This window comes from Nonomuraea sp. NPDC005501 (genome assembly GCF_040605905.1).
Taxonomy (GTDB): Bacteria; Actinomycetota; Actinomycetes; order Streptosporangiales; family Streptosporangiaceae; genus Nonomuraea.
In genome coordinates this window covers 1-26,018 of record NZ_JBEXDT010000058.1, presented here as the reverse complement: position 1 = coordinate 26,018, position 26,018 = coordinate 1, and the positions used below count along the sequence as shown (strand labels likewise).

Annotated in this window: 23 protein-coding genes, 1 rRNA gene and 1 pseudogene; 11 read left to right on the top strand and 14 right to left on the bottom strand. The window is 70.9% G+C overall.

Annotated features, from left to right (window positions below; all coding sequences use genetic code 11):
- Positions 1-52: 52 nt before the first annotated feature.
- From purL to purS, 4 genes are all read right to left on the bottom strand, one after another.
- Positions 53-2,305, bottom strand: coding sequence for a phosphoribosylformylglycinamidine synthase subunit PurL (gene purL, locus ABZS51_RS25880; protein ID WP_355445864.1), 2,253 nt, complete (start codon positions 2,303-2,305; stop codon positions 53-55).
- Positions 2,302-2,982 carry a phosphoribosylformylglycinamidine synthase subunit PurQ gene (purQ, locus tag ABZS51_RS25875; RefSeq protein WP_355445861.1) on the bottom strand — a complete coding sequence of 227 codons (681 nt, stop codon included), beginning with the start codon at positions 2,980-2,982 and terminating at the stop codon, positions 2,302-2,304. Before purQ ends, purL begins: the two co-directional genes overlap by 4 nt.
- A 133-nt stretch (positions 2,983-3,115) precedes the next feature.
- On the bottom strand, positions 3,116-3,553 hold the full coding sequence (locus ABZS51_RS25870) for an ATP-binding protein (RefSeq protein ID WP_355445858.1): 438 nt from the start codon (positions 3,551-3,553) through the stop codon (positions 3,116-3,118).
- Positions 3,554-3,723: 170 nt separating this feature from the next.
- Positions 3,724-3,969, bottom strand: a complete 246-nt coding sequence (gene purS / locus ABZS51_RS25865; RefSeq protein ID WP_310717225.1) for a phosphoribosylformylglycinamidine synthase subunit PurS — start codon at positions 3,967-3,969, stop codon at positions 3,724-3,726.
- 224 nt (positions 3,970-4,193) lie between these two features.
- Here purS and pdhA point away from each other — a divergent pair, with 224 nt between their 5' ends.
- The 4 genes from pdhA (at position 4,194) to ABZS51_RS25845 (ending at position 8,170) form a co-directional block, all read left to right on the top strand.
- Positions 4,194-5,285 carry a pyruvate dehydrogenase (acetyl-transferring) E1 component subunit alpha gene (gene pdhA, locus ABZS51_RS25860; RefSeq protein WP_355445855.1) on the top strand — a complete coding sequence of 364 codons (1,092 nt, stop codon included), beginning with the start codon at positions 4,194-4,196 and terminating at the stop codon, positions 5,283-5,285.
- Entirely contained in the window at positions 5,282-6,262 is a 981-nt protein-coding gene (locus ABZS51_RS25855) for an alpha-ketoacid dehydrogenase subunit beta (RefSeq protein WP_310717222.1), read from the top strand. Before pdhA ends, ABZS51_RS25855 begins: the two co-directional genes overlap by 4 nt.
- A 16-nt stretch (positions 6,263-6,278) precedes the next feature.
- Entirely contained in the window at positions 6,279-7,793 is a 1,515-nt protein-coding gene (locus tag ABZS51_RS25850) for a 2-oxo acid dehydrogenase subunit E2 (RefSeq protein WP_355445852.1), read from the top strand.
- An 83-nt stretch (positions 7,794-7,876) separates the two neighbouring features.
- A complete protein-coding gene (locus ABZS51_RS25845; RefSeq protein ID WP_310717217.1) occupies positions 7,877-8,170 on the top strand; it encodes a Dabb family protein in 294 nt (97 codons plus the stop codon).
- On the opposite strand, the gene ABZS51_RS25840 is transcribed toward ABZS51_RS25845, so the two are convergent.
- From ABZS51_RS25840 to ABZS51_RS25820, 5 genes are all read right to left on the bottom strand, one after another.
- A complete protein-coding gene (locus ABZS51_RS25840) occupies positions 8,160-9,149 on the bottom strand; it encodes a CU044_5270 family protein (RefSeq protein WP_355445849.1) in 990 nt (329 codons plus the stop codon). The genes ABZS51_RS25845 and ABZS51_RS25840 overlap by 11 nt on opposite strands.
- A complete protein-coding gene (locus tag ABZS51_RS25835; RefSeq protein WP_355445846.1) occupies positions 9,149-9,682 on the bottom strand; it encodes an RNA polymerase sigma factor in 534 nt (177 codons plus the stop codon). The genes ABZS51_RS25840 and ABZS51_RS25835 overlap by 1 nt, the downstream gene beginning before the upstream one ends.
- Positions 9,683-9,747: 65 nt before the next feature.
- The gene (locus tag ABZS51_RS25830; protein ID WP_355445843.1) at positions 9,748-9,972 is read right to left on the bottom strand and encodes a DUF6458 family protein; all 225 of its coding nucleotides are present in this window, start codon (positions 9,970-9,972) and stop codon (positions 9,748-9,750) included.
- Positions 9,973-10,037: 65 nt separating this feature from the next.
- Entirely contained in the window at positions 10,038-10,976 is a 939-nt protein-coding gene (locus ABZS51_RS25825; RefSeq protein ID WP_355445840.1) for an MBL fold metallo-hydrolase, read from the bottom strand.
- 79 nt (positions 10,977-11,055) lie between these two features.
- Complete coding sequence (locus tag ABZS51_RS25820; RefSeq protein ID WP_355445837.1) at positions 11,056-12,861, bottom strand: acyl-CoA dehydrogenase; 1,806 nt, start codon at positions 12,859-12,861, stop codon at positions 11,056-11,058.
- Positions 12,862-12,964: 103 nt separating this feature from the next.
- Between ABZS51_RS25820 and ABZS51_RS25815 the strand changes: the two genes are divergently transcribed.
- Together ABZS51_RS25815 and ABZS51_RS25810 are read left to right on the top strand one after the other, a co-directional pair.
- A complete protein-coding gene (locus ABZS51_RS25815; protein ID WP_355445834.1) occupies positions 12,965-13,762 on the top strand; it encodes a methyltransferase domain-containing protein in 798 nt (265 codons plus the stop codon).
- Between the two features lie 82 nt (positions 13,763-13,844).
- Positions 13,845-14,297 (top strand): hypothetical protein, encoded by a 453-nt coding sequence (locus tag ABZS51_RS25810; RefSeq protein WP_310717202.1) that lies wholly within the window; start codon positions 13,845-13,847, stop codon positions 14,295-14,297.
- A gap of 13 nt (positions 14,298-14,310) precedes the next feature.
- Here ABZS51_RS25810 and ABZS51_RS25805 read toward each other — a convergent pair whose 3' ends face one another.
- Positions 14,311-14,694 (bottom strand): VOC family protein, encoded by a 384-nt coding sequence (locus tag ABZS51_RS25805; RefSeq protein ID WP_310717200.1) that lies wholly within the window; start codon positions 14,692-14,694, stop codon positions 14,311-14,313.
- Between ABZS51_RS25805 and ABZS51_RS25800 the strand changes: the two are divergent.
- Both ABZS51_RS25800 and ABZS51_RS25795 read left to right on the top strand, forming a co-directional pair.
- A pseudogene (locus ABZS51_RS25800) lies at positions 14,669-15,169 on the top strand (GNAT family N-acetyltransferase); the annotation flags it as partial. The gene ABZS51_RS25805 and the pseudogene ABZS51_RS25800 sit on opposite strands and share 26 nt — an antisense overlap.
- Positions 15,170-15,280: 111 nt before the next feature.
- Positions 15,281-15,679, top strand: coding sequence for a GNAT family N-acetyltransferase (locus ABZS51_RS25795; protein WP_355445953.1), 399 nt, complete (start codon positions 15,281-15,283; stop codon positions 15,677-15,679).
- Here ABZS51_RS25795 and ABZS51_RS25790 read toward each other — a convergent pair.
- Positions 15,622-16,200: a helix-turn-helix transcriptional regulator gene (locus ABZS51_RS25790; protein ID WP_355445829.1), complete on the bottom strand. Its 579-nt coding sequence runs from the start codon at positions 16,198-16,200 to the stop codon at positions 15,622-15,624. The genes ABZS51_RS25795 and ABZS51_RS25790 overlap by 58 nt on opposite strands.
- 68 nt (positions 16,201-16,268) lie before the next feature.
- Here ABZS51_RS25790 and ABZS51_RS25785 point away from each other — a divergent pair, with 68 nt between their 5' ends.
- The gene (locus tag ABZS51_RS25785) at positions 16,269-17,060 is read left to right on the top strand and encodes a hypothetical protein (RefSeq protein WP_355445826.1); all 792 of its coding nucleotides are present in this window, start codon (positions 16,269-16,271) and stop codon (positions 17,058-17,060) included.
- Positions 17,061-17,078: 18 nt separating this feature from the next.
- On the opposite strand, the gene ABZS51_RS25780 is transcribed toward ABZS51_RS25785, so the two are convergent.
- Complete coding sequence (locus ABZS51_RS25780) at positions 17,079-19,073, bottom strand: molybdopterin oxidoreductase family protein (protein WP_355445950.1); 1,995 nt, start codon at positions 19,071-19,073, stop codon at positions 17,079-17,081.
- Positions 19,074-19,288: 215 nt separating this feature from the next.
- Here ABZS51_RS25780 and ABZS51_RS25775 point away from each other — a divergent pair, with 215 nt between their 5' ends.
- On the top strand, positions 19,289-21,724 hold the full coding sequence (locus ABZS51_RS25775; RefSeq protein ID WP_355445823.1) for a lysylphosphatidylglycerol synthase transmembrane domain-containing protein: 2,436 nt from the start codon (positions 19,289-19,291) through the stop codon (positions 21,722-21,724).
- Here ABZS51_RS25775 and mgrA read toward each other — a convergent pair.
- Positions 21,693-22,691, bottom strand: a complete 999-nt coding sequence (gene mgrA / locus ABZS51_RS25770; RefSeq protein ID WP_355445820.1) for an L-glyceraldehyde 3-phosphate reductase — start codon at positions 22,689-22,691, stop codon at positions 21,693-21,695. The two genes, ABZS51_RS25775 and mgrA, sit on opposite strands and share 32 nt — an antisense overlap.
- The gene (locus ABZS51_RS25765) at positions 22,688-24,853 is read right to left on the bottom strand and encodes a S9 family peptidase (RefSeq protein ID WP_355445817.1); all 2,166 of its coding nucleotides are present in this window, start codon (positions 24,851-24,853) and stop codon (positions 22,688-22,690) included. The genes mgrA and ABZS51_RS25765 overlap by 4 nt, the downstream gene beginning before the upstream one ends.
- Before the next feature lie 454 nt (positions 24,854-25,307).
- On the opposite strand from ABZS51_RS25765, the gene ABZS51_RS25760 reads away from it, so the two are divergent.
- Positions 25,308-26,018 (top strand): 16S ribosomal RNA (locus ABZS51_RS25760); the annotation flags it as partial.

The following is a 26,018-nucleotide window of genomic DNA, read 5'->3' as shown; positions in this document are numbered from 1 at the left end:
CACGAAGAAGGGCCGGTACGGCGCACCGTACCGGCCCTCACCCCGCGAAGCGTCAGCCGAACAGGGCCGGCAGCGTGCCCGTGTGGGTCTCGCGCAGCTCGGAGAGCGGCACCTCCAGCACGCCCTCGACCACCAGCGACTCGCCGCCGGTGACACCCAGCCCGTAGCAGGGCACATCGTGCCCGGCGCAGAGCGCGGCGAACTCCTCGAACGCCTCCGGCCGGACCGCCACCAGCGCCCGCGCCGCCGACTCGCTGAACAGCCCGGTGAACGGGTCGTCGTTCAGCGTCACGGTGGCGCCGACGCCCCGGGCGAGGCACGCCTCGGCCAGCGCGATCGCCAGGCCGCCGTCGGACAGGTCGTGGGAGCCCTCCAGGAGCCCGCGCCGGGCGGCCTCGACCAGCACGACGGCGAGCGCCTGCTCGGCCTCCAGGTCGGCCTGCGGCGGCAGCCCGCCGAGGTGGTCGTGGACGACGTGCGCCCACTCCGACCCGCCGAACTCCGCGCGCGTCTCGCCGAGCAGCGCGACGCGCAGCCCCTCGGCGGTGAAGCCGGACGGCACGCGCCTGGCCACGTCGTCGATCACGCCGAGCACGCCCACGACCGGAGTCGGGTGGATGGGCGTGGAGCCGGTCTGGTTGTAGAAGGAGACGTTGCCGCCGGTCACCGGGACGCCCAGGGTGCGGCACGCGTCGGCCAGGCCGCGCACGGCCTCGGCGAACTGCCACATGACCTCGGGGTCCTCCGGCGAGCCGAAGTTGAGGCAGTTGGTCACCGCGAGCGGCTGGGCGCCGGTCACGGCGACGTTGCGGTACGCCTCGGCCAGCGCGAGCTGCGCCCCCGCGTACGGGTCGAGCTTGGCGTAGCGGCCGTTGCCGTCGGTGGCGAGCGCGATGCCCCGGGTCGTCGGCTCCGCCCCGGCCATCACCTCGGACACGCGCAGCATGCCGGCGTCGGCGGGCTGGGCCAGCACGGTGTTGGAGCGGACGTACCGGTCGTACTGGGAGGTCACCCACTCCTTGGACGCCAGGTTGGGCGAGCCGAGCAGCCGCAGCAGCGTCTCCCGCAGGTCGGCGGGGCGCTCCAGCCGGTCGGGGACGTCGGCGTTGAGCGCGGCCTGCCCGGCGGGCTCGTGGAAGGGACGCTCGTAGACGGGGCCGTCGTCGGCGGCGGTGCCCGGCGGGATGTCCACGATGACCTCGCCGTCCCAGGTCATCACCAGGCGGCCGGTGTCGGTGACCTCGCCGATGACGGTGGCCGGCACGTCCCACTTCTCGCAGATCGCCATGAACGCCGCGATGTCGTCGGGGCGCACGACGGCCATCATGCGCTCCTGAGACTCGCTCATCAGGATCTCCTCGGGCCGCAGCGACGGGTCGCGCAGCGGGACGAGGTTGAGGTCGACGTGCATGCCGCCGGTGCCCTTGGCGGCCAGCTCGGTGGTGGCGCAGGAGACGCCGGCCGCGCCGAGGTCCTGGATGCCCACGACCACGTCGGCCGCGTACAGCTCCAGGCAGCACTCGATGAGCAGCTTCTCCATGAACGGGTCGCCCACCTGCACGGCGGGCCGCTTGGCGTGCGACTCGTCCTCGAACGTGGCGCTGGCGAGCACGGAGGCGCCGCCGATGCCGTCGGGGCCGGTCGAGGCGCCGAAGAGCACGACCTTGTTGCCGGGGCCGGGCGCGGTGGCCAGCTTGATCTGGTCCTTGCGCAGCAGGCCCACGCAGAGCGCGTTGACCAGCGGGTTGCCGATGTAGCAGGGGTCGAAGACGACCTCGCCGCCGATGTTGGGCAGGCCCAGGCAGTTGCCGTAGTGGCTGATGCCCTCGACGACGCCGGGCAGCACCCGCCGCGTGTCGGGCGCGTCGGCGGCGCCGAAGCGGATGGCGTCCATGACCGCGATCGGGCGGGCGCCCATCGACATGATGTCGCGCACGATCCCGCCGACGCCGGTGGCCGCGCCCTGGTGCGGCTCGACGTACGACGGGTGGTTGTGCGACTCGATCTTGAACGTGGCCGCCCAGCCGTCGCCGATGTCCACCACGCCGGCGTTCTCGCCCATGCCGACGAGCAGCGCCTCGGACTTCGGCGCCTTGGTGGCGAACTGCCGCAGGTGCACCTTGGACGACTTGTACGAGCAGTGCTCGGACCACATGACGCTGTAGATGGCCAGCTCGGAGCCGGTGGGGCGGCGGCCCAGGATCTCCTTGACCCGGTCGTACTCGTCCTGCTTCATCCCCAGCTCGGCGAACGGCATCGGCTCGTCCGGGGTTGTCTGGGCTCGCTTGACGGAGTCGGCGCTCATGCGTTCACCAGGTTCTTGAGGATGGAGGTGAAGAAGCCGAGGCCGTCGGTGCTCGGGGCGCCGACCAGCTCCTCGACCGCGTGCTCGGGGTGCGGCATGAGGCCGACCACGTTGCCCGCCTCGTTGGTGATGCCGGCGATGTCGTTCATGGCGCCGTTGGGGTTGCCGATGTAGCGCACGACCACCCGGCCGGCGGCCTCCAGCTCGGCGAGCGTGTCGGCGGAGGCGACGTAGCGGCCCTCGCCGTGCTTGACCGGCAGCACGATCTCCTGGCCCTGGCCGAACGCCGACGTCCACGCCGTGCCGGTCTGCTCGACCCGCAGCCGCTGGTCGCGGCAGACGTAGTGGAGCGAGGCGTTGCGGGTCAGCGCGCCCGGCAGCAGATGGGCCTCGCAGAGGATCTGGAAGCCGTTGCACGTGCCGAGCACGGGCAGCCCGGCGCGGGCGGCCGGGATGAGCTCGTCCATCAGCGGCGCGAACCGGGAGATGGCGCCGCAGCGGAGGTAGTCGCCGTAGGAGAAGCCGCCCGGCAGGAACACCGCGTCGACCCCCTTGAGGTCGTGGTCGGCGTGCCACAGCGGAACCGCCTGGGCGCCCACGAGGTGAACGGCTCTGGCGGCGTCCTGGTCGTCGAGAGTTCCTGGAAACGTGACTACGCCCACGCGGGCAGCGCTCATGACAGTCGTCCCCTTCGGAATGCGCACGCGCGCCACCGTCGCTCGGGGTGTACGGGGGCGGCACTCACCAGGTTATCGGGTGCGAGCGGATGTTCCTCGCCGGGCATGCGCGCCGGAGGGTCGCGCGGGCGGGTCAGACGGCGGCGAGCTGACGGGGACGGGCCTCGGCCTCGTCGTCCCAGGCGAGCAGCTTGCGCAGGTGGACCGTGGTGCCCTGGCCGGGGGTGACGCCGAAGGAGATCTCGTCGACCACGGAGCGCATGATGAGCAGGCCGCGGCCGTTCTCCGTGTCGGAGGGAGGGAAGTGCAGCGGCATGGAGGGCAGACCGCCGCCGTTGTCGGCCACGCGGACGTCGCAGCGGCCGTAGCCGATCGCCGCCGTCACCTCGTAGCGGTTGCCCGGTCCTCCGTGCCGGACCGCGTTGGAGCACGCCTCGGAGACGGCGAGCAGCATGTCGGAGATGCAACTCTCGCTCACGCTGAGCGATCGCATCGCGTCTCCGAGCACCCGCCTGACCATCGGTATGCCGATCGCATCCCGGGGCAGCGCCAACGAGAACTCAATATCCACCGGACTCCTCCGGGCTCCGGAATGTCACCTGGAGTAGGTTTCCCCGTGAAAACGGGGCTAACCGCAAAATCACGCTGTTGTTATTTACTGTTGACACGCGCGTGGCATTGTGGCACGTCCGAACCCGGCTTTAAGCCGCCAAGGGGAAATCCAGCCGCCGAATGTGAGGTCTAGCCGTCGACCCGGACGCTGTAGTCCTCGATCACCGTGTTGGCGAGCAGGGTCTCGGCCATCTTACGGATCTCCGCCAGCGCCGTCTCGTCGGCCGGGCCGTCCAGCTCGATCTCGAACCGCTTGCCCTGCCGCACCTCCGACACCCCGGAGAAGCCGAGCCGGGGCAGCGCCCGGGCGACGGCCTGACCCTGGGGGTCGAGAATCTCCGGCTTCAGCATGACGTCTACGATGACGCGCGCCACTGCGTTCCTCCTGGTACGGCGGGTTGGGAAAGCCAGCCTACCGGCGCGTGTGGCAGACGGTACAACGGGAACGGGGAAGTGCATGGGGCTTGCGCGGAGGGCTGTGACGTCTGCCACGATGTCCCCACACGCGTACGAACCACCACCACATGGTCCGACGCTCAAAAGGCCGGCGTGAGGTGGCAATCCCGCCCAGATCGGCCCCGACCGCACAGGAGTGGCACGTGACCGCCGACGCCTCTCGTGGTGCCGCAGCACCCCCAGAGCTGGTCCAGCTCCTCACCCCGGAGGGTGAGCGCGTTGAACACCCCGACTACGACATCGACCTCAAGCCCGAGGAGGTCAGGTCGCTCTACCGCGACCTGGTGCTCGTCCGGCGCATCGACCTGGAGGCCGTCGCCCTGCAACGCCAGGGCGAGCTCGGCATCTGGGCCTCCCTGCTCGGCCAGGAGGCCGCCCAGATCGGCTCCGGCCGCGCGCTGACCGACGCCGACATGGCCTTCCCGACCTACCGGGAGCACGGCGTCGCCTGGTGCCGCGACGTCGACCCGGTCAAGCTGCTGGGCCTGTTCCGGGGGGTGAACCACGGAGGCTGGGACCCCCAGGAGCACAACTTCCACCTCTACACGATCGTCATCGGCAGCCAGACCCTGCACGCGGTGGGCTACGCCATGGGCATCCAGCGCGACGACGCGCCCTCGGCCACCATCGCGTACTTCGGCGACGGAGCCACCTCCCAGGGCGACGTCAACGAGTCGTTCATCTGGGCCAGCGTCTTCAACGCGCCGATCGTGTTCTTCTGCCAGAACAACCAGTGGGCGATCTCCGAGCCGCTGGAGAAGCAGACCCGCATCCCCCTCTACCGGCGGGCCTCCGGCTTCGGCTTCCCCGGCATCCGGGTCGACGGCAACGACGTGTTCGCGTGCCTCGCGGTCACCCGCCAGGCGCTCAAGAACGCCCGCGAGGGCCAGGGCCCGACCCTGATCGAGGCGTACACGTACCGCATGGGCGCCCACACCACCACCGACGACCCCACCCGCTACCGGGTCGCCAGCGAGCTGGAGGCGTGGAAGCTCAAGGACCCCATCGAGCGGGTCAAGTCGTACCTGTTCAAGAACGAGCTGGCCGACCAGGCGTTCATCGACTCCGTCGAGGCGGAGGCCGACCAGCTGGGCGCCGACCTGCGCAGGCGCTGCCTGGCCATGCCCGACCCCGGGCCGCTCGACATCTTCGACCACGTCTACGCGGAGCCCCATCCGCTGATGGACGAGGAGCGCGCCCAGTTCGCCGCCTACCTGGAGGGCTTCGAGCGATGAGCATCCTGAGCCTGTCCAAGGCGCTCAACGAGGGCATGCGCAAGGCCATGGAGGACGACCCCAAGGTCCTCATCATGGGCGAGGACGTCGGCAAGCTGGGCGGCGTCTTCCGCGTCACCGACGGCCTGCAGAAGGACTTCGGCGAGGACCGGGTCATCGACACGCCGCTCGCCGAGTCGGGCATCATCGGCACCGCCATCGGCCTCGCACTGCGCGGCTACCGGCCGGTGTGCGAGATCCAGTTCGACGGCTTCGTCTTCCCGGCGGCCGACCAGATCATCACCCAGCTCGCCAAGATGCCGATGCGCTCGCTCGGCGCGATCAAGCTGCCCGTGGTCGTGCGCATCCCCTGCGGCGGCGGCATCGGCGCGGTCGAGCACCACAGCGAGTCGCCCGAGGCGTACTTCACCCACACCGCCGGCCTGCGCGTGGTCGCCTGCTCCAACCCCGCCGACGCGTACGCGATGATCCAGCAGGCCATCCGCTGCGACGACCCGGTCATCTTCTTCGAGCCCAAGCGCCGCTACTGGGAGAAGGCCGACATCGACACCGCCGACACCGGCTGGTGGACGCCCCTCGACAAGGGCAGGATCGTCCGTCCGGGGACCGACGCCACGCTCATCGCGTACGGGCCGATGGTCAAGACGTGCCTGGAGGCCGCGGCGGCGGCCCAGGACGACGGGCGGTCGCTGGAGGTCATCGACCTGCGCTCGCTCAACCCGCTCGACGCCCCGCTCGTCATGGACTCCGCCCGCCGCACGGGCCGGGTCGTGGTGGTGCACGAGGCGCCGGTCAACAGCGGCTTCGGCGCGGAGCTGGCGGCCCGGATCACCGAGCAGTGCTTCTACCACCTGGAGTCTCCGGTGCTGCGCGTCGGCGGCTTCTCCACGCCGTACCCCCCGTCGAAGCTGGAGGAGCACTACCTGCCCGACCTGGACAGGGTGCTCGACGCCGTCGACCGGTCCTTCGGCTACTGAGAGGGGACTCGTTTTCATGCGACGTGAGTTCAAGCTCCCCGACGTCGGCGAAGGGCTGACCGAGGCGGAGATCGTCCGCTGGCACGTCAAGGAAGGCGACGCGGTCAAGGTCAACCAGATCGTCGTCGAGATCGAGACGGCCAAGTCGATCGTCGAGCTGCCGATCCCCTGGGACGGGGTGGTCGGCGGCCTGATGGCCGAGGAGGGGCAGACGGTCGACGTGGGCGCGCCCATCATCGCCGTCGACACGGCCGAGGAGGGCGGCGCTCCCACCCAGGCCGTCCCCACCCAGGCCGTCCCCACCCAGGCCGCCCCCACGCAGGCCGCCCCCACGCAGGCCGTCGGTGAGGCGTTGGCCGACGACATGGTGCCGCGTCCGCCGGTCGAGGGCGCGGTGGAGCCCGGCGTCCACGGCAGCCCCGCCCCCAAGGAGGAGCGGCAGGCGGTCCTGGTCGGCTACGGCGTCAAGACCAGCGCCACCAAGCGCCGCCCCCGCAAGTCCCGCCCGACCGGCCAGCCTCCCGCAGGCCAGCCCCCCGCGGGCCAGCCCCCCGCGGGCCAGCCGGCCGCGGTCCGGTCCGCGATCGTCGAGCCCGTCGTGGCGGACCCCGTACCGGCACAGCGCGCCGTCCCCGCGCGGGTCGCGGCGCTCGCCAAGCCGCCCGTCCGCAAGCTGGCGCGCGACCTCGGCGTGGACCTGACGACGCTGACCGGAACGGGTCCGCACGGCTCCATCACCCGCGACGACGTCCACGCCGCCGCCGGCTCCGCCCAGCCCGCCGCGCCGGCTGGGGAGGCGACGGCGACCTCCTGGACGGCCGCCCGGGGTCCGCGCGAGGAGCGCATCCCCGTCAAGGGCGTGCGCAAGATGACGGCCCAGGCCATGGTGGCCAGCGCCTTCACCGCCCCGCACGTCACCGAGTTCCTCCAGGTGGACGTCACCGAGACGATGGCGGCGGTCCGGCGGCTGCGCGAGCTGCCCGACTTCGCCGACGTCAAGGTCTCGCCGCTGCTCCTGGTGGCCAAGGCCGTGCTCGTCGCCGCCAGGCGCCACCCGATGATCAACTCCTCCTGGGACGAGCAGGCCCAGGAGATCGTGGTCAAGCACTACGTGAACCTGGGCATCGCCGCCGCCACCCCGCGCGGCCTCGTGGTGCCCAACGTCAAGGACGCCCACGAGCTGCCGCTGCCCGAGCTGGCCGGGCGGCTCACCGCGCTGGCCGAGACGGCCAGGGCCGGCCGCGCCCAGCCCGCGGACATGGCGGGCGGCACGTTCACGATCACGAACGTGGGCGTGTTCGGCATCGACGCGGGCACCCCGATCCTCAACCCGGGCGAGTCCGCCATCCTCGCCTTCGGCCAGGTCAGGGACATGCCGTGGGTGGTGGACGGCGAGCTGGCGGTGCGCAAGGTCACGACGCTGGCGCTCTCGTTCGACCACCGGATCGTGGACGGCGAGCTGGGCTCGCTGTTCCTGCGGGACGTCGGTCAGATGCTGGAGGACCCGCTGCGCATGCTCGCCTGGAGCTGACCCGTGAGCCGGGCCCGGACGTCCCCCGCGAGTCGTCCGGGCCCGGGCTCATCCGCCGGGCGGGGGCTGGGTAGGGTGATCGCATGATTCGCCATGTCGTGCTGTTCACCTGGACCGATGACGCCAGCGACGAGCAGAAGGCCAGGGTGGCGGCCGAGCTGGAGAAGCTGCCGGCCGCCATCCCGCAGATCCGCGCCTACGCCTTCGGTCCCGACGCGGGCATCAACCACGGCAACCACGACTTCGCCGTCGTCGCCGACTTCGACGACCTCGACGACTACGTGATCTACCGCGACGACCCGGGGCACCAGGCGTTGATCGCCGAGTACATCAAGCCCATCCTGGCGAGCCGCGCCGCCGTGCAGCTCAGTCTTTGACCTTGGCGGGCCGCTCGTCCGTCCAGCCGAGCCGACGCACCCTGTACGTGTCGAGCACCTCCTCATCCGTCCGGCCCGTCGTCACGGTCTGCACGGCCAGCAGCTCGCCGCTCTGCGGCTCGATGACCACCTGTTGACGTGCGGTGGCGTCGCCGTGCATCAGCGTGATGCCGGTACGCCCGTCGAAGGCCCGCTCAGCGATGTTCGTCCCGGGCAGGTCGGCGAGCATCCCGTAGACCGCGGCTCTGGTGGCGGGCGTCGCCTCGGTGTCGAGCAGCAACCAGAGGGCGACGTTCCACAGCCAGCTCTCGTGCTCGTAGGCGCCGTCCTGGGGAAGGCGCCTCAGCAGCTCGGCCTTCAGCGCGCCGGGCTCGGCGGGCAGATCCGTGACGGGCTTGAGCGGCAGCGGAACCATGAACACCCTGCCGATCTGGCAGTCGCTGTCGTCACCGCAGAGCGGCGGGGATCCCGCCCTCTTCCACTCCCGCCGGTCCAGGGAGGTCGGGAGCGTGGAGGAGACGCGCCCGCGCTCGATTCGCTGCCGGCCCTGCCGGTCGATCCACAGCACCTCCTTCGCCTGGTTCTCGACGTAGAAGGAGGGGTTGTCCTTGACTCGCGCCCGCTGGCTGTGAAGCGCTTCGCGTCTCCACCACCGTCCCGTGCCCGCGGGCTGCGCGGCCAGCCGGTCCGCCGCCTTCTTCAGGGCGTCGCTCAGCGAGGAGGCCGTCGCCACGGCAGCGGCTGTAGCGGGGGGAGACGCCGTGCCGGTCCCGCCGTCGGCCAGGCGAGGCACCACCACGAACCCGGCCACGAGCACCCCTGTGACCGCTGCCGCCGCGAGCGACGCCCGCGCCCGGACGGGCGGCCGGCGGCGTGGCGCCGCCGCCCCCAGCACCCGCGCCCGCACCGCCGCCGTCTCCGCCTGCCCGGCGGGCGGGACGTCCGGCATCACGTCGTCGATGAGCTGGAACTCCTTCATCACAACTCCACCCCCAGGGCGTCGCGCAGCTTGGTCCTGGCCCGGCTGAGCCGGGAGGCGACGGTGCCGTAGGCGACGCCGAGCGCCGCGGCCACCTCGTCGTAGGTGAGCTCGCCGTACGCGACGAGCAGCACCACGTCGCGCTCGCCGCGCGACAGGCCGGCCAGCGCGGCCGACAGTCTGCCCACGGTCACCCCGGCGGAGATCCGGTCCACGACCCGCTGGTCGTGGCCGTCGTCGTCCGGCGGCGGCCCCGATCTGGCCAGCGCCCGGTAGCGGCGCACCTCGGCGCGCCGGTGCCGGCCGATGAGCTTCGTGGCGATGCCGTACAGCCAGGGCCTGACGCCGCCCTTGGCCGCGTCGAAGCTGTGACGGCGGCGGAAGGCGACGAGGAAGGTCTCGGCCGCCAGGTCCTCCGCGATGTCGAGGTCGAGCCGGCGGCCGACGTAGCGGCGGATCTCCTCGTAGTGGGCGTCGAAGACGGTGGCGAACCTCTCGGGGTCCGCGACGGCTTCGTCGAGCGATGCGGTCATGCAAGGGTCTCCCTTGCCGGGGAACATGGACAACCGTGATTGCCCGCTCCCGGCAGACCCTTCCGTCAGATCTCGGGCGGGTGGTTCTCGCGGTGCATCAGCCGGTCGTCGGAGGTACGGCCGCGCCGGGGCGCCATCACGACGGTGAGCACGATCCCGATCCCGCCCACGATCATGAAGATGAGGCCGATCACGTCCATGTGGACCGCGTCACCGAACACGTCCGGCTCGATGGCGAACTTCAGGATGGCGCCGAGCGTGAGGATGAAGATGCTGACCCCGACACCCATGACGACCTCCGGCGGCAAACAGCGCGTACGCCCACGGTCATACCCGGGTAACGGCGATCACACCCTCAGGCGAGGCAGGAGAGTGGCCGCCCCCCGTTGAACGTGATCATGTCGCCGACGGCCGCGACGATGTCGATGGCGGTGCCCCTCGCCAGGCCGTCCAGCTCGGCGTAGGCGCGGTGCAGGTTGCCGACGATCCGCTCGGCGTCGAGCAGCTCCGCCCACTCGCCGAGGTCGGTCTCGCGGGCGGTCTCCAGCGGCGTGAGCCCCGCCGCCCGGCCGCGCTCGGCGGTCTCCCGGACGAAGCGCAGGTAGCCGCGCACCCGCCCGATCACCTCGGGGCCGCACACGTCGCCGTGGCCGGGGACGATCGTCTCCGCCCCCAGCTCCTCCAGCCGGTCCAGCGCCTCCAGCGCGCCGTCCACCGAGCCCATCAGCACGAACGGCGTGCCGTCGTTGAAGAGCAGGTCGCCGGAGAACAGCAGGCGGCGCTCCGGGATCCACACGTAGGAGTCGTTGGTGGTGTGCGCGGCGGTGCCGATGTGCCGTACCTCGCAGCGCAGCTCGTCCGAGTGGAGGGTCACCCCGTCGGCGTAGGTCAGGAACGGCGCCACCGCCTCCAGCTCGCCCCACTCGACGTCGGGCGACCAGGCGGCGCGGTAGGCGGGGATGCCCTCGGCCAGCACCATCTCGCGGGTCCGCTCGTGGGCGACGATCGTGGCCTCGGGGAACAGGTAGTTGCCGAAGGTGTGGTCGCCGTGGTGGTGGGTGTTGACCAGGGTCGTGACCGGCCGGTCGGTGACCCTGGCGACGGCCTCGCGGTAGGCCCGCGTGCGACGCTCGGTCGAGCACGCGTCGATCCCGATGACGCCGCGCCGGCCGGCCAGGAAGCCGGTGTTGTTGATCCACCAGCTCCCGTCCGGCTGGACGTAGGCGTACACGCCGTCGGAGACCTCTTCGACGCGCGGCGGCGGGAGGGGGTGGTCATGAGGGGTGGCGCTCATGGGGCGACCGTACCTCCGGACGCGGGACGCCCGCTCCGGAGTCCGGAGCGGGCGTCGGGGAGCGCGGGAGAGGGCGTCGCTAGAACGCCTCCTCCGGCAGCTCCATGAGCTCCTGGCCGGTGCCGTCGAGCACGCGCCGCTCGGCCGCCAGGCGCGGCAGCACGGTCTTGGCGAAGAACGAGGCCGCGGCCACCTTGCCCTGGTAGAAGGGGTCCTCGCCGTCCGCCAGGCGGGCCAGCGCCACCTCGGCCTGGCGCAGCAGCAGCCAGCCGATCACGAGGTCGCCGAGCGAGAGCAGGAACCGGGTGGTGTTGAGGCCGACCTTGTAGACCTCCTGCGGCTGCTCCAGCGAGGAGAGCGCCCAGCCGGCCATCGTGTCGCCCATGGCCTTGACGTCCGCGGCGGCCTCGGCGAGCAGCCCGCGCTCCTCCTTGAGCCGGCCGTTGCCCGCCTCGGAGCCGGCGAAGGCGTTGATCTCGGTGAGCAGCGCGCCGATCGCGGCGCCCTGGTTGCGCAGGATCTTGCGGAAGAACAGGTCGAGGCCCTGGATCGCGGTCGTGCCCTCGTAGAGGGAGTCGATCTTGGCGTCGCGGATGTACTGCTCGATGGGGTAGTCCTGCAGGTAGCCGGAGCCGCCGAGGGTCTGCAGGGAGCGGGACAGCAGCTCGTACGAGCGCTCGGAGCCGACGCCCTTGACCAGGGGCAGCAACAGGTCGTTCATCGCCTGGGCGTGCCGGTCGTCCGGGTCGATCTGGATGGCGTCCTGGAACGTCGCGGTGTAGAGGACCAGCGCCCGCATGCCCTCGGCGTACGCCTTCTGCAGCATGAGCTCGCGGCGCACGTCGGGGTGGTGGGTGATGGTGACGCGCGGGGCGGACTTGTCGGCCATCCGGGTCAGGTCGGCGCCCTGCGCGCGGGACTTGGCGTACTCCAGGGCGTTGAGGTAGCCGGTGGAGAGCGTGGCGATGGCCTTGGTGCCGACCATCATGCGGGCGTGCTCGATGACCATGAACATCTGCTTGATGCCCTCGTGGACGTCGCCCACCAGCCAGCCGATCGCCGGGTGCCGGTCGCCGAAGGTGAGCTCGCAGGTGGTGGAGACCTTCAGGCCCATCTTCTTCTCGACGTTGGTGACGTAGACGCCGTTGCGCTCGCCCAGCCGGCCGTTGTCGAGGTTCACGTGGTACTTGGGCACCAGGAACATGGACAGGCCCTTGGTGCCGGGGCCGTGGCCCTCGGGGCGGGCCAGCACGAGGTGGAAGATGTTCTCGGTCAGGTCGTGCTCGGCGCTGGTGATGAAGCGCTTGACGCCCTCGATGTGCCAGGTGCCGTCGGGCTGCTGGACCGCTTTGGCGCGGCCGGCGCCGACGTCGGAGCCGGCGTCGGGCTCGGTGAGGACCATGGTGGCGCCCCAGTTCCGCTCGATGGCGAGCTGGGCGAAGCGCTTCTGGTCGGGGGTGCCGAGCTTCCACAGGGTGTAGGCGAAGTTGGGGCCGGCGGCGTACATGTAGAGGGCGGGGTTGGCGCCGAGGACCATCTCGGCCGTGGCCCAGGCGAGGCTGCGGGGGATGCCGGGGCCGCCGAGGCTCTCGGGCAGGTCCAGGTTCGCCCAGCCTCCGTCGAGCAGCGCCTGGTACGACTTCTTGAAACCGGCGGGGACGCTCACGGTGCGGTTCTCGGGGTCGAAGACCGGCGGGTTGCGGTCGCCCTCCTCGAAGGACTCGGCAAGGACCCCGGTGGCCAGCCTGTTGACCTCGTCGAGGATGCTGCGGGCGACGTCCTCGTCCATGTCCGCGTACGGGCCGGTGCGCAGGATCTCGCCGCGCCCGAACACCTCGAAGAGGTTGAACTCGAGGTCACGCAGGTTGCTCTTGTAGTGGCCCATGGGTGCTGATCTCCTTGACCCGAGGTCTTTATCTACCGGCTAGTAACCTTACTCCGAATGCTACCCGCGAGTAACAGTGGATATGCGTGGCATGCTCATCTCCATGGACGCCGAAGAACTCGCCGCGCGCTGGCGAGAGCGCCTTGATTCGTGGGCCATCCCGCCCGAGATCCTGGCCAAGGCCCACGCCGATCCGTGGGGCCACTCCCCGACCCGTTTCGCCGCGCGTACCGACAGGGCGCTGGCCGAGCCGGACGACGGTCCCACCATGACCCGGCTCGCGGAGGCCCTGCCGGAGGGAGGCACGCTCCTGGACGTCGGCGCGGGCACGGGCGCCGCCTCGCTGCCGCTGCACGAGCGCGCCGGACGGCTGTACGCGGTCGACACCTCCGCCGCGATGCTGGCCGAGCTGGCGCTGCGCGCCGACAAGCTGGGCGTCGCGCACACGATGGTCGAGGGACGCTGGCCCGACGTGGCCGACCAGGTGCCGGTGGCGGACGCGTCGGTCGCCGCGCACGTGGTCTACAACGTGCCCGACCTGGCCGGCTTCCTGCGCGCCCTGGACGCCCGTACGAGCGGCCGCGTGGTGCTCGAGCTCGCCCACCGCCACCCCATGAGCTGGATAACCCCGCTCTGGGAGCACTTCCACGGAGTCAACCGTCCCGTGCGCCCCGTCGCCGAGGACTGCGTCGCGCTGGCCGCGGCGCTCGGGTACCGGGTCCAGGTGGAGGAGCGGGAGGCCCCGCTGGAACGATTCAGCAGCCTGGAGGAGCTGGCGGCGGGCGCCTGCCGCCGGATCTGCCTCGACCCGGCACGCGCGGAGGAGGTCGCCGAGACCGCGCTCTCCATGGGCATGTGGCCGCTGCCGCGCGAGCGCTGGGTGACGATCTGGTGGGACTGACCGCCGGGCCCGCGGGTGGTCGGGGACTTATCAGGGACGATCCCCGATGTGGCCAGGGTGGCCCGCGAGGCACCCTGGCCATATGAACGAAATCACTCGACGCGACGAAGTCTCGCTGTCCGGCGCCGCGCTGCGCGGCGCGCCCTGGAAGGCCGCGGCCGTCGGCGGCGGTGTGGTGGCCGGTGTCAGCTTCGGCCTCGGGGTCCTGCTGCCCGGCGACGCCAACCTGGTGTGGGCGCTGGGGCTCGGCATCAACCTGTTCGCGCTGATCGCGGCGATCGGCGCGGTCTCCAAGCCGGACGTCGGCGACCGGGTGACCCGGCAGGCCCGCCAGTGGGCGCTGAACCACCCGTGGAAGTTCGCGCTGCTGCCCGCCGGCATCGCCACGGTGCTCGACTACCCGGTGCAGCTCGTGCTCGACTCCGAGGGCGTCTTCGGTTCGGCCTTCCAGTCCGTCTGGCACGGCGTGCTCGTGTACGTCATCGCGGGCATCCTGACGATGACCGTGAAGGGCCGCGCGCGTTCGTCCTCGTGAGGCCGGTGGGACGTCAGCCCAGCAGGCCGTCCCGCTCGGCCTGGTTCCGGGTGACGCAGAACTCGTTGCCCTCGGGGTCGTGCATGGTCACCCATCCGGTCCCGTCGGGCCTGCGGTGGTCCTCGAAGATGGTGGCGCCCAGCTCCAGCAGCCGCTCGACCTCCTGGTCCCGGCTGCCCTCGATGGCGTTGACGTCGAGGTGGACGCGGTTCTTGCCGGCCTTGCCCTCGGGGACGCGGATGAACAGCAGGAACGGGTCCTGCTTGGTGCGAAGCATGATCTCGGGGTCGCCCGGATTGTCGTCGTCTCCGAGCGGAAGCCCGGTGACCTTGCTCCACCAGCTCCCCAGCTCGTACGGGTCGGCGGCGTCGATGGTCACAGCATGGATCTCAATCATGCGATCACCCAACCGTGACACCGGCGAAGCCGTCAAGCCGGTTACTGGCATGATGCCGGTTATGCCGGACATCGTACTTGTGCAGCTGGGCGTGGACGACGTGCAGCGTCTGCGGGAGATCAGGTTGAGAGCGCTGCTGGACGCGCCCGGCGCGTTCGCGTCCACGTACGCCAGGGAGAACGATTTCCCGCCTGAGACGTGGGCGGAGCGGCTGAGCGCCCCCGAGTCGCGGTGGCTGGTGGCCTCCGACGGCACGGCCGACCTCGGGCTGGTGTGCGCCCGGCAGGAGGAGGGCGGGGTCCATCTGCTGTCCCTGTGGGTGGCGCCGGAGGCCCGCACTCGCGGCGTCGGCTCGCTGCTGGTGGACGAGGTGGTCGCCGGGGCCCGCGCGGTGGGCGCCGAGGAGGTGCGGCTGTGGATCGTGGACGCGAACGAGGCCGCCCGCGCCCTCTACCTGCGTAAGGGATTCACCCCCACAGGCCGGACGATGAGGCTGCCGTCCGACCCGGAGGTGGGGGAGTCGCAGTACGCGCTGTCGCTGCTGTTCCGCCGGGCCAGGGCCGAGGACGTGCCCGCGATCGTGGCCATGCTGGCCGACGACCCGCTCGGCGCGCGGCGCGAGGGCGACCCGAACGACGAGCGCTACCTGAAGGCGTTCACCCGCATCGACACCGACCCCTACGACGAGCTGATCGTGGCCGAGGTCGACGGCAAGGTCGTCGGCACCATGCAGCTCACCTACCTGGCCGGCCTGTCGAGGCTGGGCGCCGAGCGCTGCCAGATCGAGGCGGTCAGGGTCGCCGCCTCCACCCGGGGCCAGGGCCTCGGCCGCAAGATGATCGGCTGGGCCGTGGACCGGGCGCGCGCCCGGGGCTGCGCGATGGTGCAGCTCACCTCCGACAAGTCCCGCGCCGACGCGCACCGCTTCTACGGCTCGCTCGGCTTCACCGCCTCCCACGAGGGCTTCAAGCTCGCGCTGAGCTGATCCACCATCCACCGGCACCATTCGGCGCGGTGCCGCTCGTAGCCGAGCCCGCACCGCAGCGCCGCGTAGTTGCCGAAGCGGGGGTCGCCCGGGTCGGGAGGCGCCCCGAACAGCTCCTCCTCGCGCTCGTACTCGGCCAGCCGCTCCTCGTGCGCCCGCAACTGCTCGGCGAACAGCCGCCTGACCAGCTCGGGGTCGGCCAGCCACGAGGCGTACGTCTTGAGCACCAGCTCGTCGCGTTCGGGCCGCTCGCGCGGTGGCTCGGTGATCCACGCCCGCAGCGCGTCCCCGCCCTCGGACGTCAGCCGGTAGACCTTCTTGTCCTGCGGGCCGGGCCCGTGCCGGGTCTCGAACGCGACGAGCCCCCCGGCCGACAGCTTCTGCAGCTCGGCGTGGATCTGACTGTGCCCGGCCGTCCAGAAGTACGACACGGGCCGTCGCATGGCGGCGGCGATGTCGTAGCCCGTGCGGTCGCCCCGCGCCAGGACGGCGAGGATCGCGAAACCAAGCGTTGAGGTCATCGTGCGCCAAGGATATTCTGCCGCCAGGCTATGTCACTTCTGACATAGTTTGAGGAGAGGGGACGGGCATGCGCGCGATCATCGGCTCACGGCACACCGGGTGGGGAGGCGCCGGCCTGGCGGGGCTCGTGGCGCTGCTGACCGCCTGCGGGGGCACGGTCAACACCGCGGCGGCGCCGTCTCCGGCATCTCCGAGGCCGGTGACGTCGGCGCCGGCCAGTCCTTCGGTGACGCCGTCACCCGTCGTCACCGGTCCGAACGTCAGCGGCTGCTTCACCGAGAAGGACGGCAGGATCTTCACCCACGGCGACGACCTGCCCGGCGTCATCACGGGCAAGGGATCGGTTGGCGTGGTGATCACGTACGAGCGCAACGGCAGCGTCTGCACCTGGCGCCCGCTCTCCGACCGCCTCGTGGGGGCCGGCTACCGCGTGCTGCTGTACGCCAGGGACAGCAGGGTCCCGCCGGAGGACGTCGCGGTGGCCATGGGCAAGCGGCTGGCCAAGGAGAAGGGCGTCAAGCGCCTGTTCTTCGTGGGCGGCTCGATCGGCGCCACCACCGCCCCCCTCGCGGCGGCCAGGATGCGCGGCAAGGCGGCCGGGGTCGTCGCCCTGTCAGGCTCGATCGACCCCGCCGACGCCGCCGCGATCACCGCGCCGCTGCTCCAGATCGGCACCGAGAACGACGGCTACGGCGGCGCCGCCGACCTCCGGGCCGCCCACGACGCCGCCACCAAGGCGGCCGCCAACGAGCTGCTCCTGGTCAAGGGCGAGAGCGCCCACGCCTCCGCGATGTTCGGCGCCGCCTACGGCCCTCAGGTCCTCGACCGCATCCTCACGTTCATGGACCGGCACAGTTGACGATCAGGAACGGGCAGGTCAGCAAGGGCTGACCTCGACCAGGTTGTCGTGGTAGACCGCGCCCCGGCCGAGGTCCGCGTCGGCCTCCCGTACGACCGCGTTCGGGTTGGCGCCGCCCGGCACGTGCTTCGGCCAGTGCCCCTTGGGCGAGGCGACCACGCCGCGCGCCACCCGGTCGCTCACCTCCACCTCGGCCAGGAACTCGCCGCCCGCGTTGTGCACCCGCGCCCGCCGCCCGCTCTCGAGCCCCCGCTCGGCCGCGTCGGCCGGGTTGACCAGCACCACCGGATCCTTGGCGCGGCGCCGCAGCTCGGGGTTGTTGGCGAACGTCGTGTTGAGGAACGTGTGCGCCGCCGGCGTGATCAGGGTCAACGGGTACGGCCCGCTCCCCGCCTCCCGCGCCGACCTCGACGGCACGTACGCCTTGCCCCGCGACGGGAAGCGCATCCGACCGGACGACGTCGGGAAGCCCTCGGCGAACGGAGTGAACGGCTTGGGATAGTTCATCCGCACCCAGCCCTCCTTGCGCAGCCGGTCCAGCGTGACGCCCTCCAGCGACGGATGGCCACTGGCGAGGAGCTGCTCGGCCAGCTCCAGGTCCGAGTCGTACAGGGACGGCTCGGTCAGGCCCATGTGCCGGGCCAGGCGGCGGAACGTCTCCGTGGTGGACAGGCATTCGCCGGGCGCCTCCACCGCGGGCTCGTTCCAGTGGAGGTACATGTGGCCGTAGCCGGCGTGCAGGTCGGCGTGCTCGGTCTGCATCGTCGCGGGCAGCACGATGTCGGCGTGGTCGACCGTGTCGGTCGGGAAGTGCTCCATGACGACCGTGAACAGGTCCTCCCGGGCCAGCCCGCGCCTGATCGCGCCGGTGTCGGAGGTGGAGCCGAGCGGGTTCGCGCCGTACACCCACAGGCACTTGACCGAGTCCAGCTCCGAGGCCAGGCGCGTCATCGTCAGGGTGCGGACCGGCTTGGCGAGAAGGTCGTCGCGGGTGTCGATGTTCAGGTGGACGTGGCCGCTGGTGGAGTAGGCCACGCCCCCGCCCGGGTGCCGCCAGTCACCGGTGACGGCGGGGATCGCGGCGATCGTGCGCATCGCCGTGCCGCCGCCCTCGTGCCGCTGGATGCCCATCGTGGCGCGGATGGCGGTCGGCCGGGTGCGCGCGAGCCGCGTCCCCAGGCTGTGGATGTCCTCGGCCGGGATGCCGGTGATCTCGGCCACCCGCTCGACCGGGTAGGCCAGGATCTCCTCGCGGAACGCCTCCCAGCCCGCGGTGTGCCGTGCCAGGTAGTCATCGTCCTGCGCGCCCTCGGCGAGCACCACGTTGAGCAGCCCGAGGGCGAGCGCCGCGTCCGTGCCGGGCCTGATCGCCAGGTGCCGGTCCGCCTGGTCCGCGGTCCTGGTGCGGATCGGGTCGATCGCCACCACGTACGCGCCGTTCGCCCGGGCCTCCTGCACGAACTTCCACAGGTGATGGCCGCTGGTCAGCGTGTTCGTCCCCCACAGCAGGATCAGCCGCGAGAGTGCGAAGTCCTCGGTGTCCATGCCGCCGGGGGTGCCGTTGGCCAGGGTGAGCCCGGAGTTGCCGGCGCTGGAGCAGATGTTCAGCCAGTGCTTGGAGGCGCCCAGCACGTTCCAGAACCGGCGGCCGGCCACGCCCTCGCACCCCTGGAGGTAACCGAGCGAGCCGGTGCCCGCGTACGGCCAGATCGCCTCGCCCCCGTGCTCCTCGACGATCCCGCGCAGCCGGGTCGAGATCTCCCCCAGCGCCTCGTCCCACGTGATCCGTTCGAACCGGCCGGAGCCCTTGGGGCCGATGCGGCGCAGCGGGTACAGGATGCGGTCGTCGGCCCGGGTGTGCTCCAGGTAGCGGTTGACCTTCACGCACAGCGCGCCCCGGGTGTAAGGATGGTCCGGGTTGCCGCGCAGCTTCACGGCCTGGCCGTCCTCGACGGTGACCACCCACGAGCAGCCGTCAGGGCAGTCCAGCGGACAAGCCCCCAAAACTCGCATTTCACCCGACATGCGCTCCAGCTTATGACGGGTGAACGAGCGTGGCACGGGGCGGCCGGAGACCCCACGTCACGCGGCACGGCTCGGACAGCGGTAGAAATCGAAGGGAAGGGCTCGTCGAGCGTCACCCCTGGTGCGGTAACCGAGGTGACGATTGGGGACACTAGCGGCCAAAGATCGTACGGTCCGGTCGGGAAGGTGCAGAATCGCTGTCGGTGGCCGACATCAGGGAACGTGAAGACACGGGGGACCTCTCGGAAGGGGGGCCGGCCGCGGCTGAAGCGCGCCCGGACCACGACGTGTACGTGGTCGAGCCGCTGCTGCCCCAGCGCCTGCGCCGCCCCTCCGACCTGCTCCGCTTCCTCGCCACGCTGGTCGCCATCGTCGGCGTGATCGTCATCGCGCTCGTCGCCAAGCAGACCCTGAACGGGCTGGAGAAGGACGTCACCGAGGGCGCCACCCGCCTGCCCGAGCTGCTGAGCCGCGTCGCGACGTTCCTGGGCGGCGCCGCGCTGCTCGTCGTGCCCGTCGCCTTCGCCGTCGAGCGCGTCTTCCACCGCGACGGCCTGCGCGTCGCCGAGGGCCTGGTCGCCGCCATCCTCGGCATGGTCATCGCCTTCCTGCTCGGCGGCTGGATCGTCACCGCCGCCCCCACCGACCTGCGCCTCCTGCTGACCGGCAACCGCGACATCGAGCCGCTCAACACGCTGCTCACGTCGGTCATCGCCTACTCCACGGCCGTCCGCATCTCCCGCCGCCCCACCTGGCGGGCCCTCATGTGGACCGTCATCGGGCTGTACGCCCTCGCCTTCTTCACCGGCTACCAGATCACGCTCGTCGGCGGCATCATCACCGTCCTGCTAGGCATGGCGGTCGGCTACGGCACCCTGTACGGCGTCGGCAGCCCCAACACCCGGCCCCCTGGCAACGCCGTCGTCGCCGCCCTGCGCAAGCTGTCCTTCACGCCCGTCTCCGCCCGCCGCATCGACGACGACCACCAGGGCAGCCGCCGCTACGCCATCGGACTCAAGGACGGCAGCAGCCTCGACGTCACCGTCCTCGACCGCGACCGCCAGGTGGCCGGCCTGCCGTACAGGCTGTGGCGGCGCATCCGGCTCAACTCCGAGACCCGCCGCCGCGCGATCCGCTCGCTCCGCGCCGAGCTGGAGCGCGAGGCGCTCATGGCGTACGCCGCGCAGGCGGCCGGCGCGAGCACGCCCCGCCTGCTCGGCACCAGCGAGATCGGCACCGAGGCCGCACTGCTCGCCTACGAGCACCTCGACACCCGGCCCCTGGACGAGGTGCCGGACGCCGAGATCGACGACAACGTGCTCGCCCAGATCTGGGAGCAGATCGAGCTGCTCCAGATCCAGCGCCTCGCCCACCGGCGGCTCACCGGCGAGGGCATCCACCTCGACCAGGCCGGCCGCGTCGTGCTGACGGACGCCCGCAGCGGCGAGATCGCCGCCGGCGACCTGCTGCTCCGGCTCGACGTCGCCCAGCTCCTCACCTACCTCGCCCTGCGGGTCGGCCCCGAGCGCTCCGTCCGCGCCGCGGCCGCCGTCATGGGGCCCGACGCGCTCGCCGCCGCCCTGCCGCTCCTGCAGCGCATCGCGCTCACCCGCGAGACCCGCGCGGCCCTGGCCAGGGACAAGGCCCTGCTCGGCAACCTGCGCGAGCAGATCGTCGCGCTCAAGCCGCAGGGCAAGGCCGAGGAGATCCGGCTGGAGCGCTTCCGGCCGCGCACGCTCGTCACCATCATCGCCAGCACCCTGGCCGCCTACTTCCTGCTGTCGCAGCTCAGCCGGGTCAACCTCGCCCAGGTCGTCACCACGGCCGACTGGGCGTGGTCCGGGCTCGCGCTGGTCGCCTCGTTCGTCAGCTTCGTGGCCGCCGCGCTCATGCTGCGCGGGTTCGTACCCGAGCCGCTGCCCCTCTGGCGTACCGTGCTCGTGCAGTTCGCGGCGTCGTTCGTCAAGCTCGTCGCGCCCGCCGCCGTCGGCGGCGTCGCCATCAACACCCGCTACCTGCAGAAACGCGGGATCTCACCCGCCTCGGCGATGGCCAGCGTGGGCGCGTCGCAGCTCGTCATGATGATCTTCCACATCGCGCTGCTGCTGCTGTTCGCCTACATCACCGGGTCGAGCACCGCCACGTCCTTCACCCCCTCGCGCGGGCTGGTCGTGGCGATGCTCGCGGTGGCCGTGCTCGTCGTGGTGCTCCTCGGCGTGCCGCCGCTGCGCCGGCTCGTCACCGGACGCATGCGGCGGCTGTTCTCCAACGTGCTGCCGCGGCTGCTGGACGTGCTCCAGTCGCCGGCCAAGATGATCGAGGCCACCTTCGGCACCCTCATGATCACCCTGGCGTTCGTGGCCTGCCTCGACGCGTGCGTGGAGGCGTTCGGCGGCTCCATCAGCTTCACCACCGTCGCCGTCGTCTACCTCACGGCCAACGCCATCGGCTCGGCCGCGCCCACCCCCGGCGGGCTCGGCGCGGTCGAGGCCTCGCTCACGCTGGGCCTGACCGTCGCCGGGCTGCCCGCCGAGCTGGCCACCTCGGCCGTGCTGCTGTACCGGCTGCTCACGTTCTGGCTGCCGGTGCTGCCCGGCTGGGCGTCCTTCACGCACCTCCAGCGGCACGAGGCCCTGTGATCCGGTCGATCTCCCGCAGCTCGTCCTCGGTGAAGGGCGGTCCCTGCAGGCAGGCCACGTTGTCCTGGAGCTGCCGCACGCTGCTCGCGCCGATCAGCACGCTCGTCACCCGCGGATCGCGCAGCGTCCACAGCAGCGCCATCTGCGCCAGTGACTGACCGCGGCCCCGCGCGATCTCGTTCAGCTCGCCGGCCAGCTCACGGTCGATCTGCTCGGCGCTCAGGAACCTGCTCGTCGCCGCCCGCGACCCGGCCGGCACGCCCTCCAGGTAACGGTCGGTCAGCAACCCCTGCGCCAGCGGGGAGTAGACGATGCAGCCCATGCCCGCCTCCTCCAGCGTGTCCAGCAGGCCACCCTCGATCCACCGGTTGATCATGGAGTACGACGGCTGGTGGATGAGCAGCGGCGTCCCCAGCTCCCGCATGATCCGGGCCGCCTGGGCCGTCTGCTCCGCCGAGTAGTTGGACACGCCCGCGTACAGCGCCTTGCCCGAGCGCACCGCCCGGTCCAGCGCGCCCATCGTCTCCTCCAGCGGCGTGTCCGGGTCGGGACGGTGGCTGTAGAAGACGTCGACGTACTCCAGCCCCATCCGCTCCAGCGACTGGTCGAGGCTGGCCAGCAGGTACTTGCGCGAGCCCCACTCGCCGTACGGGCCGGGCCACATGTCGTAGCCCGCCTTCGTGGAGATGACCAGCTCGTCCCGGTACGGGGCGAAGTCCTCGCGGAAGATCCGGCCGAAGTTCCGCTCCGCCGAGCCGTACGGCACGCCGTAGTTGTTGGCCAGATCGAAGTGCGTCACCCCGAGGTCGAACGCGCGGCGCAGGATCTCCCGCGACGTCGCGACCGGCCGGTCGTCGCCGAAGTTGTGCCACAGCCCCAGCGAGACGGCCGGAAGCCGCAGCCCGCTCCGGCCGCTGCGGTTGTACGGCTGCCGCTCGTAGCGGCCCTCGTCCGCCGTGTACGTCACGCCGCACTCCCGTCGGTGCCCGTCCCCGTGCCCGTCCCGATGATCCAGGACAGCGCGAACGCCTCCTCCCGCCAGGCGTCGTAACGCCCGCTCCGGCCGCCGTGACCCGCGCCCATCTCGGTCTTCAGCAGGAACGGCCCGCCGTCCGCGGTGGCCCGCAGCCGGGCGATCCACTTGGCCGGCTCGTGGTAGAGCACACGCGTGTCGTTCAGGCTGGTGATCGCCAGGATCGGCGGGTACGACCGGCCGTCGACGTTCTCGTACGGCGTGTAGCTCTTCATGTACGCGTAGACGTCGGGATTGTGCAGCGGGTCGCCCCACTCGTCCCACTCGATCACGGTCAACGGCAGCGACGGGTCGAGGATCGTGTTGAGCGCGTCGACGAACGGCACCTCGGCCACGACGCCCGCGAACTCCTCCGGCGCCAGGTTGACGGCCGCGCCCATGAGCAGGCCGCCCGCCGAGCCGCCGCGCGCCACCACCCGCTCGCTCACGCCCGCCTGCTTCAGGTGCCGCGCCGCGGCCACGAAGTCGGTGAACGTGTTGCGCTTCCTGGTGAGCTTGCCCTCCTCGTACCAGCGCCGGCCCAGCTCCCCGCCGCCGCGCACGTGGGCGACCGCGAACACGAAGCCCCGGTCCAGCAGCGACAGCCGCGGCACCGAGAAGCCCGGGTCGATCGAGGTCTCGTAGCTGCCGTAGCCGTACAGGACGGTCGGCGCCGGAGTGGCGGTGTCCTTCCGCTTGACCAGGGAGATCGGCACCCGCGTGCCGTCCTCGGCCGTCGCCCACTCGCGGAACTGCTCGTAGTCGTCCGGGTCGTAGCCGCCCAGCACCGCCCGCCGCTTCAGCAGGATCAGCTCGCGGGTCGCCAGGTCGTAGTCGTAGACGCTCGACGGGGTGACCATGCTGGTGTAGCCGAGCCGCAGCCGCGCGGTGACGAACTCGGGGTTGCCGGCGGGGCTCACGTCGTACAGCGGCTCGGGGAACTCGATCTCGTACGCCGCGGTGCCGGCGGCGGCCTCGGCCCGCTCGCGCCAGCCGCCCTCCGCGGCCCCGCCGTCCTCCGTGTACGGGAGGACCCGGATGCCCGTGAGGCCGTCGCGCCGGAAGTGGACGACGGCGTGGCCCGCGAACGCGTCGATCTCCAGCAGCCGCGTGTCCTCGCGGTGCGCGATCAGCGGCGTCCACGCGCCCGGGTCGTCGAGCGGGGCCGTGGCCAGCTCGAAGTTCTCGGCGTTCTCGTTGTGCAGCACGTAGAAGAAGTCGCCCGCGTGCTCGACGCCGTACTCCACGCCGACCGTCCGGGGACGCACGACCCGGAACTCGCCGGTCGGGTCGGCGGCGTCCAGGATGCGCACCTCGCTGGTGATCTTGCTGCCGGCGCCCAGCACGAGGTACTTCTCGCTGCGCGTCAGCGAGACGCCGACCCAGTACCGCTCGTCGGACTCCTCGTAGACGAGCACGTCGTCACGCGTGCCGAGCGTGTGGCGGTAGACCTGGTACGGCCGCCACGCGTCGTCCACGCGCGTGTAGAAGAACGTCGAGCCGTCGGCCGACCACGCGCCGCCGTAGAAGATGTCCTCGATCTCGTCGTCCAGCGTCTCGCCGGTCGTGAGGTTCCTGAACTTCAGCGTGAAGCGCTCGGCGCCCTTGTAGTCGGTGGAGTAGGCCAGCATCGTCCCGTCGGGGGAGATGGCGCTCACGCCGACCGAGAAGAAGGCGCTGTCGCCCGCCAGCTCGTTGCCGTCGAGGATGACCTCCTCCCCGTCGAGCCGCTCACCGGTAGTGATCTCCGGCGGGGTCTCGCCGTTCGCCGGCACCCGGCACGACACGGCGTACTGCTTGCCCTCCTCGGTGCGGGTGAAGTACCACCAGCCGCCCTTGCGGCTCGGCACCGACAGGTCCGTCTCCTGCACGCGCCCCTTGATCTCCTGGAACACCTGCTCCTGGAGACCCTCCGAATGGGCGGTCTGCTCCTTGAGATAGGCGTTCTCCGCCTCCAGATAGGCGACCGTGTCCGGGTCGTCCTTGTCGGCGAGCCAGGCGAACTCGTCGATCACGGTGTCACCGTGGTGGGTGCGCTCCGTCGGGACCTTCTTCGCCACCGGGGGCGTCGACGCGCCGCCGGGGGCCTGGCTGCTCGCTTGGGTTTGGCTGCTCACGTGGGGAGTCTATGTTCGGCCGTAATCCGTCTGTGGCCGCGAGACTCGGCGAAGACGGCTCAAGCAGTCGGACGCGCTGCTAATCTTGTGAAGCCGACGCGGTGCGGCACAACCATCCTCCTCCACTCCAGTGGATTCGGCATGGGCTGTGTCGTTGGTCGTCGACAACCTCCCTCTGGCGAGTCGGTTCGGAGCATGGCTGCGGGCTGGTAAGTTAGAGGGGTTGCCCCGGAGACGGGGTAAGTCGGAATTCCGGAAGCGCCGAATTTGACAGTAAATCGGGTCGCTGAAAGAATAAAGACACAACGAAAGACCGAAGCGAAAAGCGCCTCTCGCAGTTCCGGGGAGTACGCGTCCGTTTCTTGAGAACTCAACAGTGTGTTAAAAGCCAGTGCATGATGCACAACCCCGTCATTTCGGTGACGGATTCCTTTTTTCAGTTAGGTTCAGACCTTTTTTGGAGAGTTTGATCCTGGCTCAGGACGAACGCTGGCGGCGTGCTTAACACATGCAAGTCGAGCGGAAAGGCCCTTCGGGGTACTCGAGCGGCGAACGGGTGAGTAACACGTGAGCAACCTGCCCCTGACTCTGGGATAAGCCCGGGAAACTGGGTCTAATACCGGATACGACCGCCCCAGGCATCTGGTGGTGGTGGAAAGTTTTTCGGTTGGGGATGGGCTCGCGGCCTATCAGCTTGTTGGTGGGGTAGTGGCCTACCAAGGCGACGACGGGTAGCCGGCCTGAGAGGGCGACCGGCCACACTGGGACTGAGACACGGCCCAGACTCCTACGGGAGGCAGCAGTGGGGAATATTGCGCAATGGGCGAAAGCCTGACGCAGCGACGCCGCGTGGGGGATGACGGCCTTCGGGTTGTAAACCTCTTTCAGCAGGGACGAAGTTGACGTGTACCTGCAGAAGAAGCGCCGGCTAACTACGTGCCAGCAGCCGCGGTAATACGTAGGGCGCAAGCGTTGTCCGGAATTATTGGGCGTAAAGAGCTCGTAGGTGGCTGGTCGCGTCTGCCGTGAAAGCCCGCAGCTTAACTGCGGGTCTGCGGTGGATACGGGCCGGCTAGAGGTAGGTAGGGGCAAGTGGAATTCCTGGTGTAGCGGTGAAATGCGCAGATATCAGGAGGAACACCGGTGGCGAAGGCGGCTTGCTGGG

Bases quoted from the DNA above. Each gene is read 5' to 3' on its own strand.
- purL (WP_355445864.1), bottom strand. From the start codon at position 2,305: ATGAGCGCCGACTCCGTCAAGCGAGCCCAGACAACCCCGGACGAGCCG.
- purQ (WP_355445861.1), bottom strand. From the start codon at position 2,982: ATGAGCGCTGCCCGCGTGGGCGTAGTCACGTTTCCAGGAACTCTCGAC.
- ABZS51_RS25855 (WP_310717222.1), top strand. From the start codon at position 5,282: ATGAGCATCCTGAGCCTGTCCAAGGCGCTCAACGAGGGCATGCGCAAG.
- ABZS51_RS25850 (WP_355445852.1), top strand. From the start codon at position 6,279: ATGCGACGTGAGTTCAAGCTCCCCGACGTCGGCGAAGGGCTGACCGAG.
- ABZS51_RS25845 (WP_310717217.1), top strand. From the start codon at position 7,877: ATGATTCGCCATGTCGTGCTGTTCACCTGGACCGATGACGCCAGCGAC.
- ABZS51_RS25840 (WP_355445849.1), bottom strand. From the start codon at position 9,149: ATGAAGGAGTTCCAGCTCATCGACGACGTGATGCCGGACGTCCCGCCC.
- ABZS51_RS25835 (WP_355445846.1), bottom strand. From the start codon at position 9,682: ATGACCGCATCGCTCGACGAAGCCGTCGCGGACCCCGAGAGGTTCGCC.
- ABZS51_RS25830 (WP_355445843.1), bottom strand. From the start codon at position 9,972: ATGGGTGTCGGGGTCAGCATCTTCATCCTCACGCTCGGCGCCATCCTG.
- ABZS51_RS25825 (WP_355445840.1), bottom strand. From the start codon at position 10,976: ATGAGCGCCACCCCTCATGACCACCCCCTCCCGCCGCCGCGCGTCGAA.
- ABZS51_RS25820 (WP_355445837.1), bottom strand. From the start codon at position 12,861: ATGGGCCACTACAAGAGCAACCTGCGTGACCTCGAGTTCAACCTCTTC.
- ABZS51_RS25815 (WP_355445834.1), top strand. From the start codon at position 12,965: ATGGACGCCGAAGAACTCGCCGCGCGCTGGCGAGAGCGCCTTGATTCG.
- ABZS51_RS25810 (WP_310717202.1), top strand. From the start codon at position 13,845: ATGAACGAAATCACTCGACGCGACGAAGTCTCGCTGTCCGGCGCCGCG.
- ABZS51_RS25805 (WP_310717200.1), bottom strand. From the start codon at position 14,694: ATGATTGAGATCCATGCTGTGACCATCGACGCCGCCGACCCGTACGAG.
- ABZS51_RS25795 (WP_355445953.1), top strand. From the start codon at position 15,281: ATGCTGGCCGACGACCCGCTCGGCGCGCGGCGCGAGGGCGACCCGAAC.
- ABZS51_RS25790 (WP_355445829.1), bottom strand. From the start codon at position 16,200: ATGACCTCAACGCTTGGTTTCGCGATCCTCGCCGTCCTGGCGCGGGGC.
- ABZS51_RS25785 (WP_355445826.1), top strand. From the start codon at position 16,269: ATGCGCGCGATCATCGGCTCACGGCACACCGGGTGGGGAGGCGCCGGC.
- ABZS51_RS25780 (WP_355445950.1), bottom strand. From the start codon at position 19,073: ATGCGAGTTTTGGGGGCTTGTCCGCTGGACTGCCCTGACGGCTGCTCG.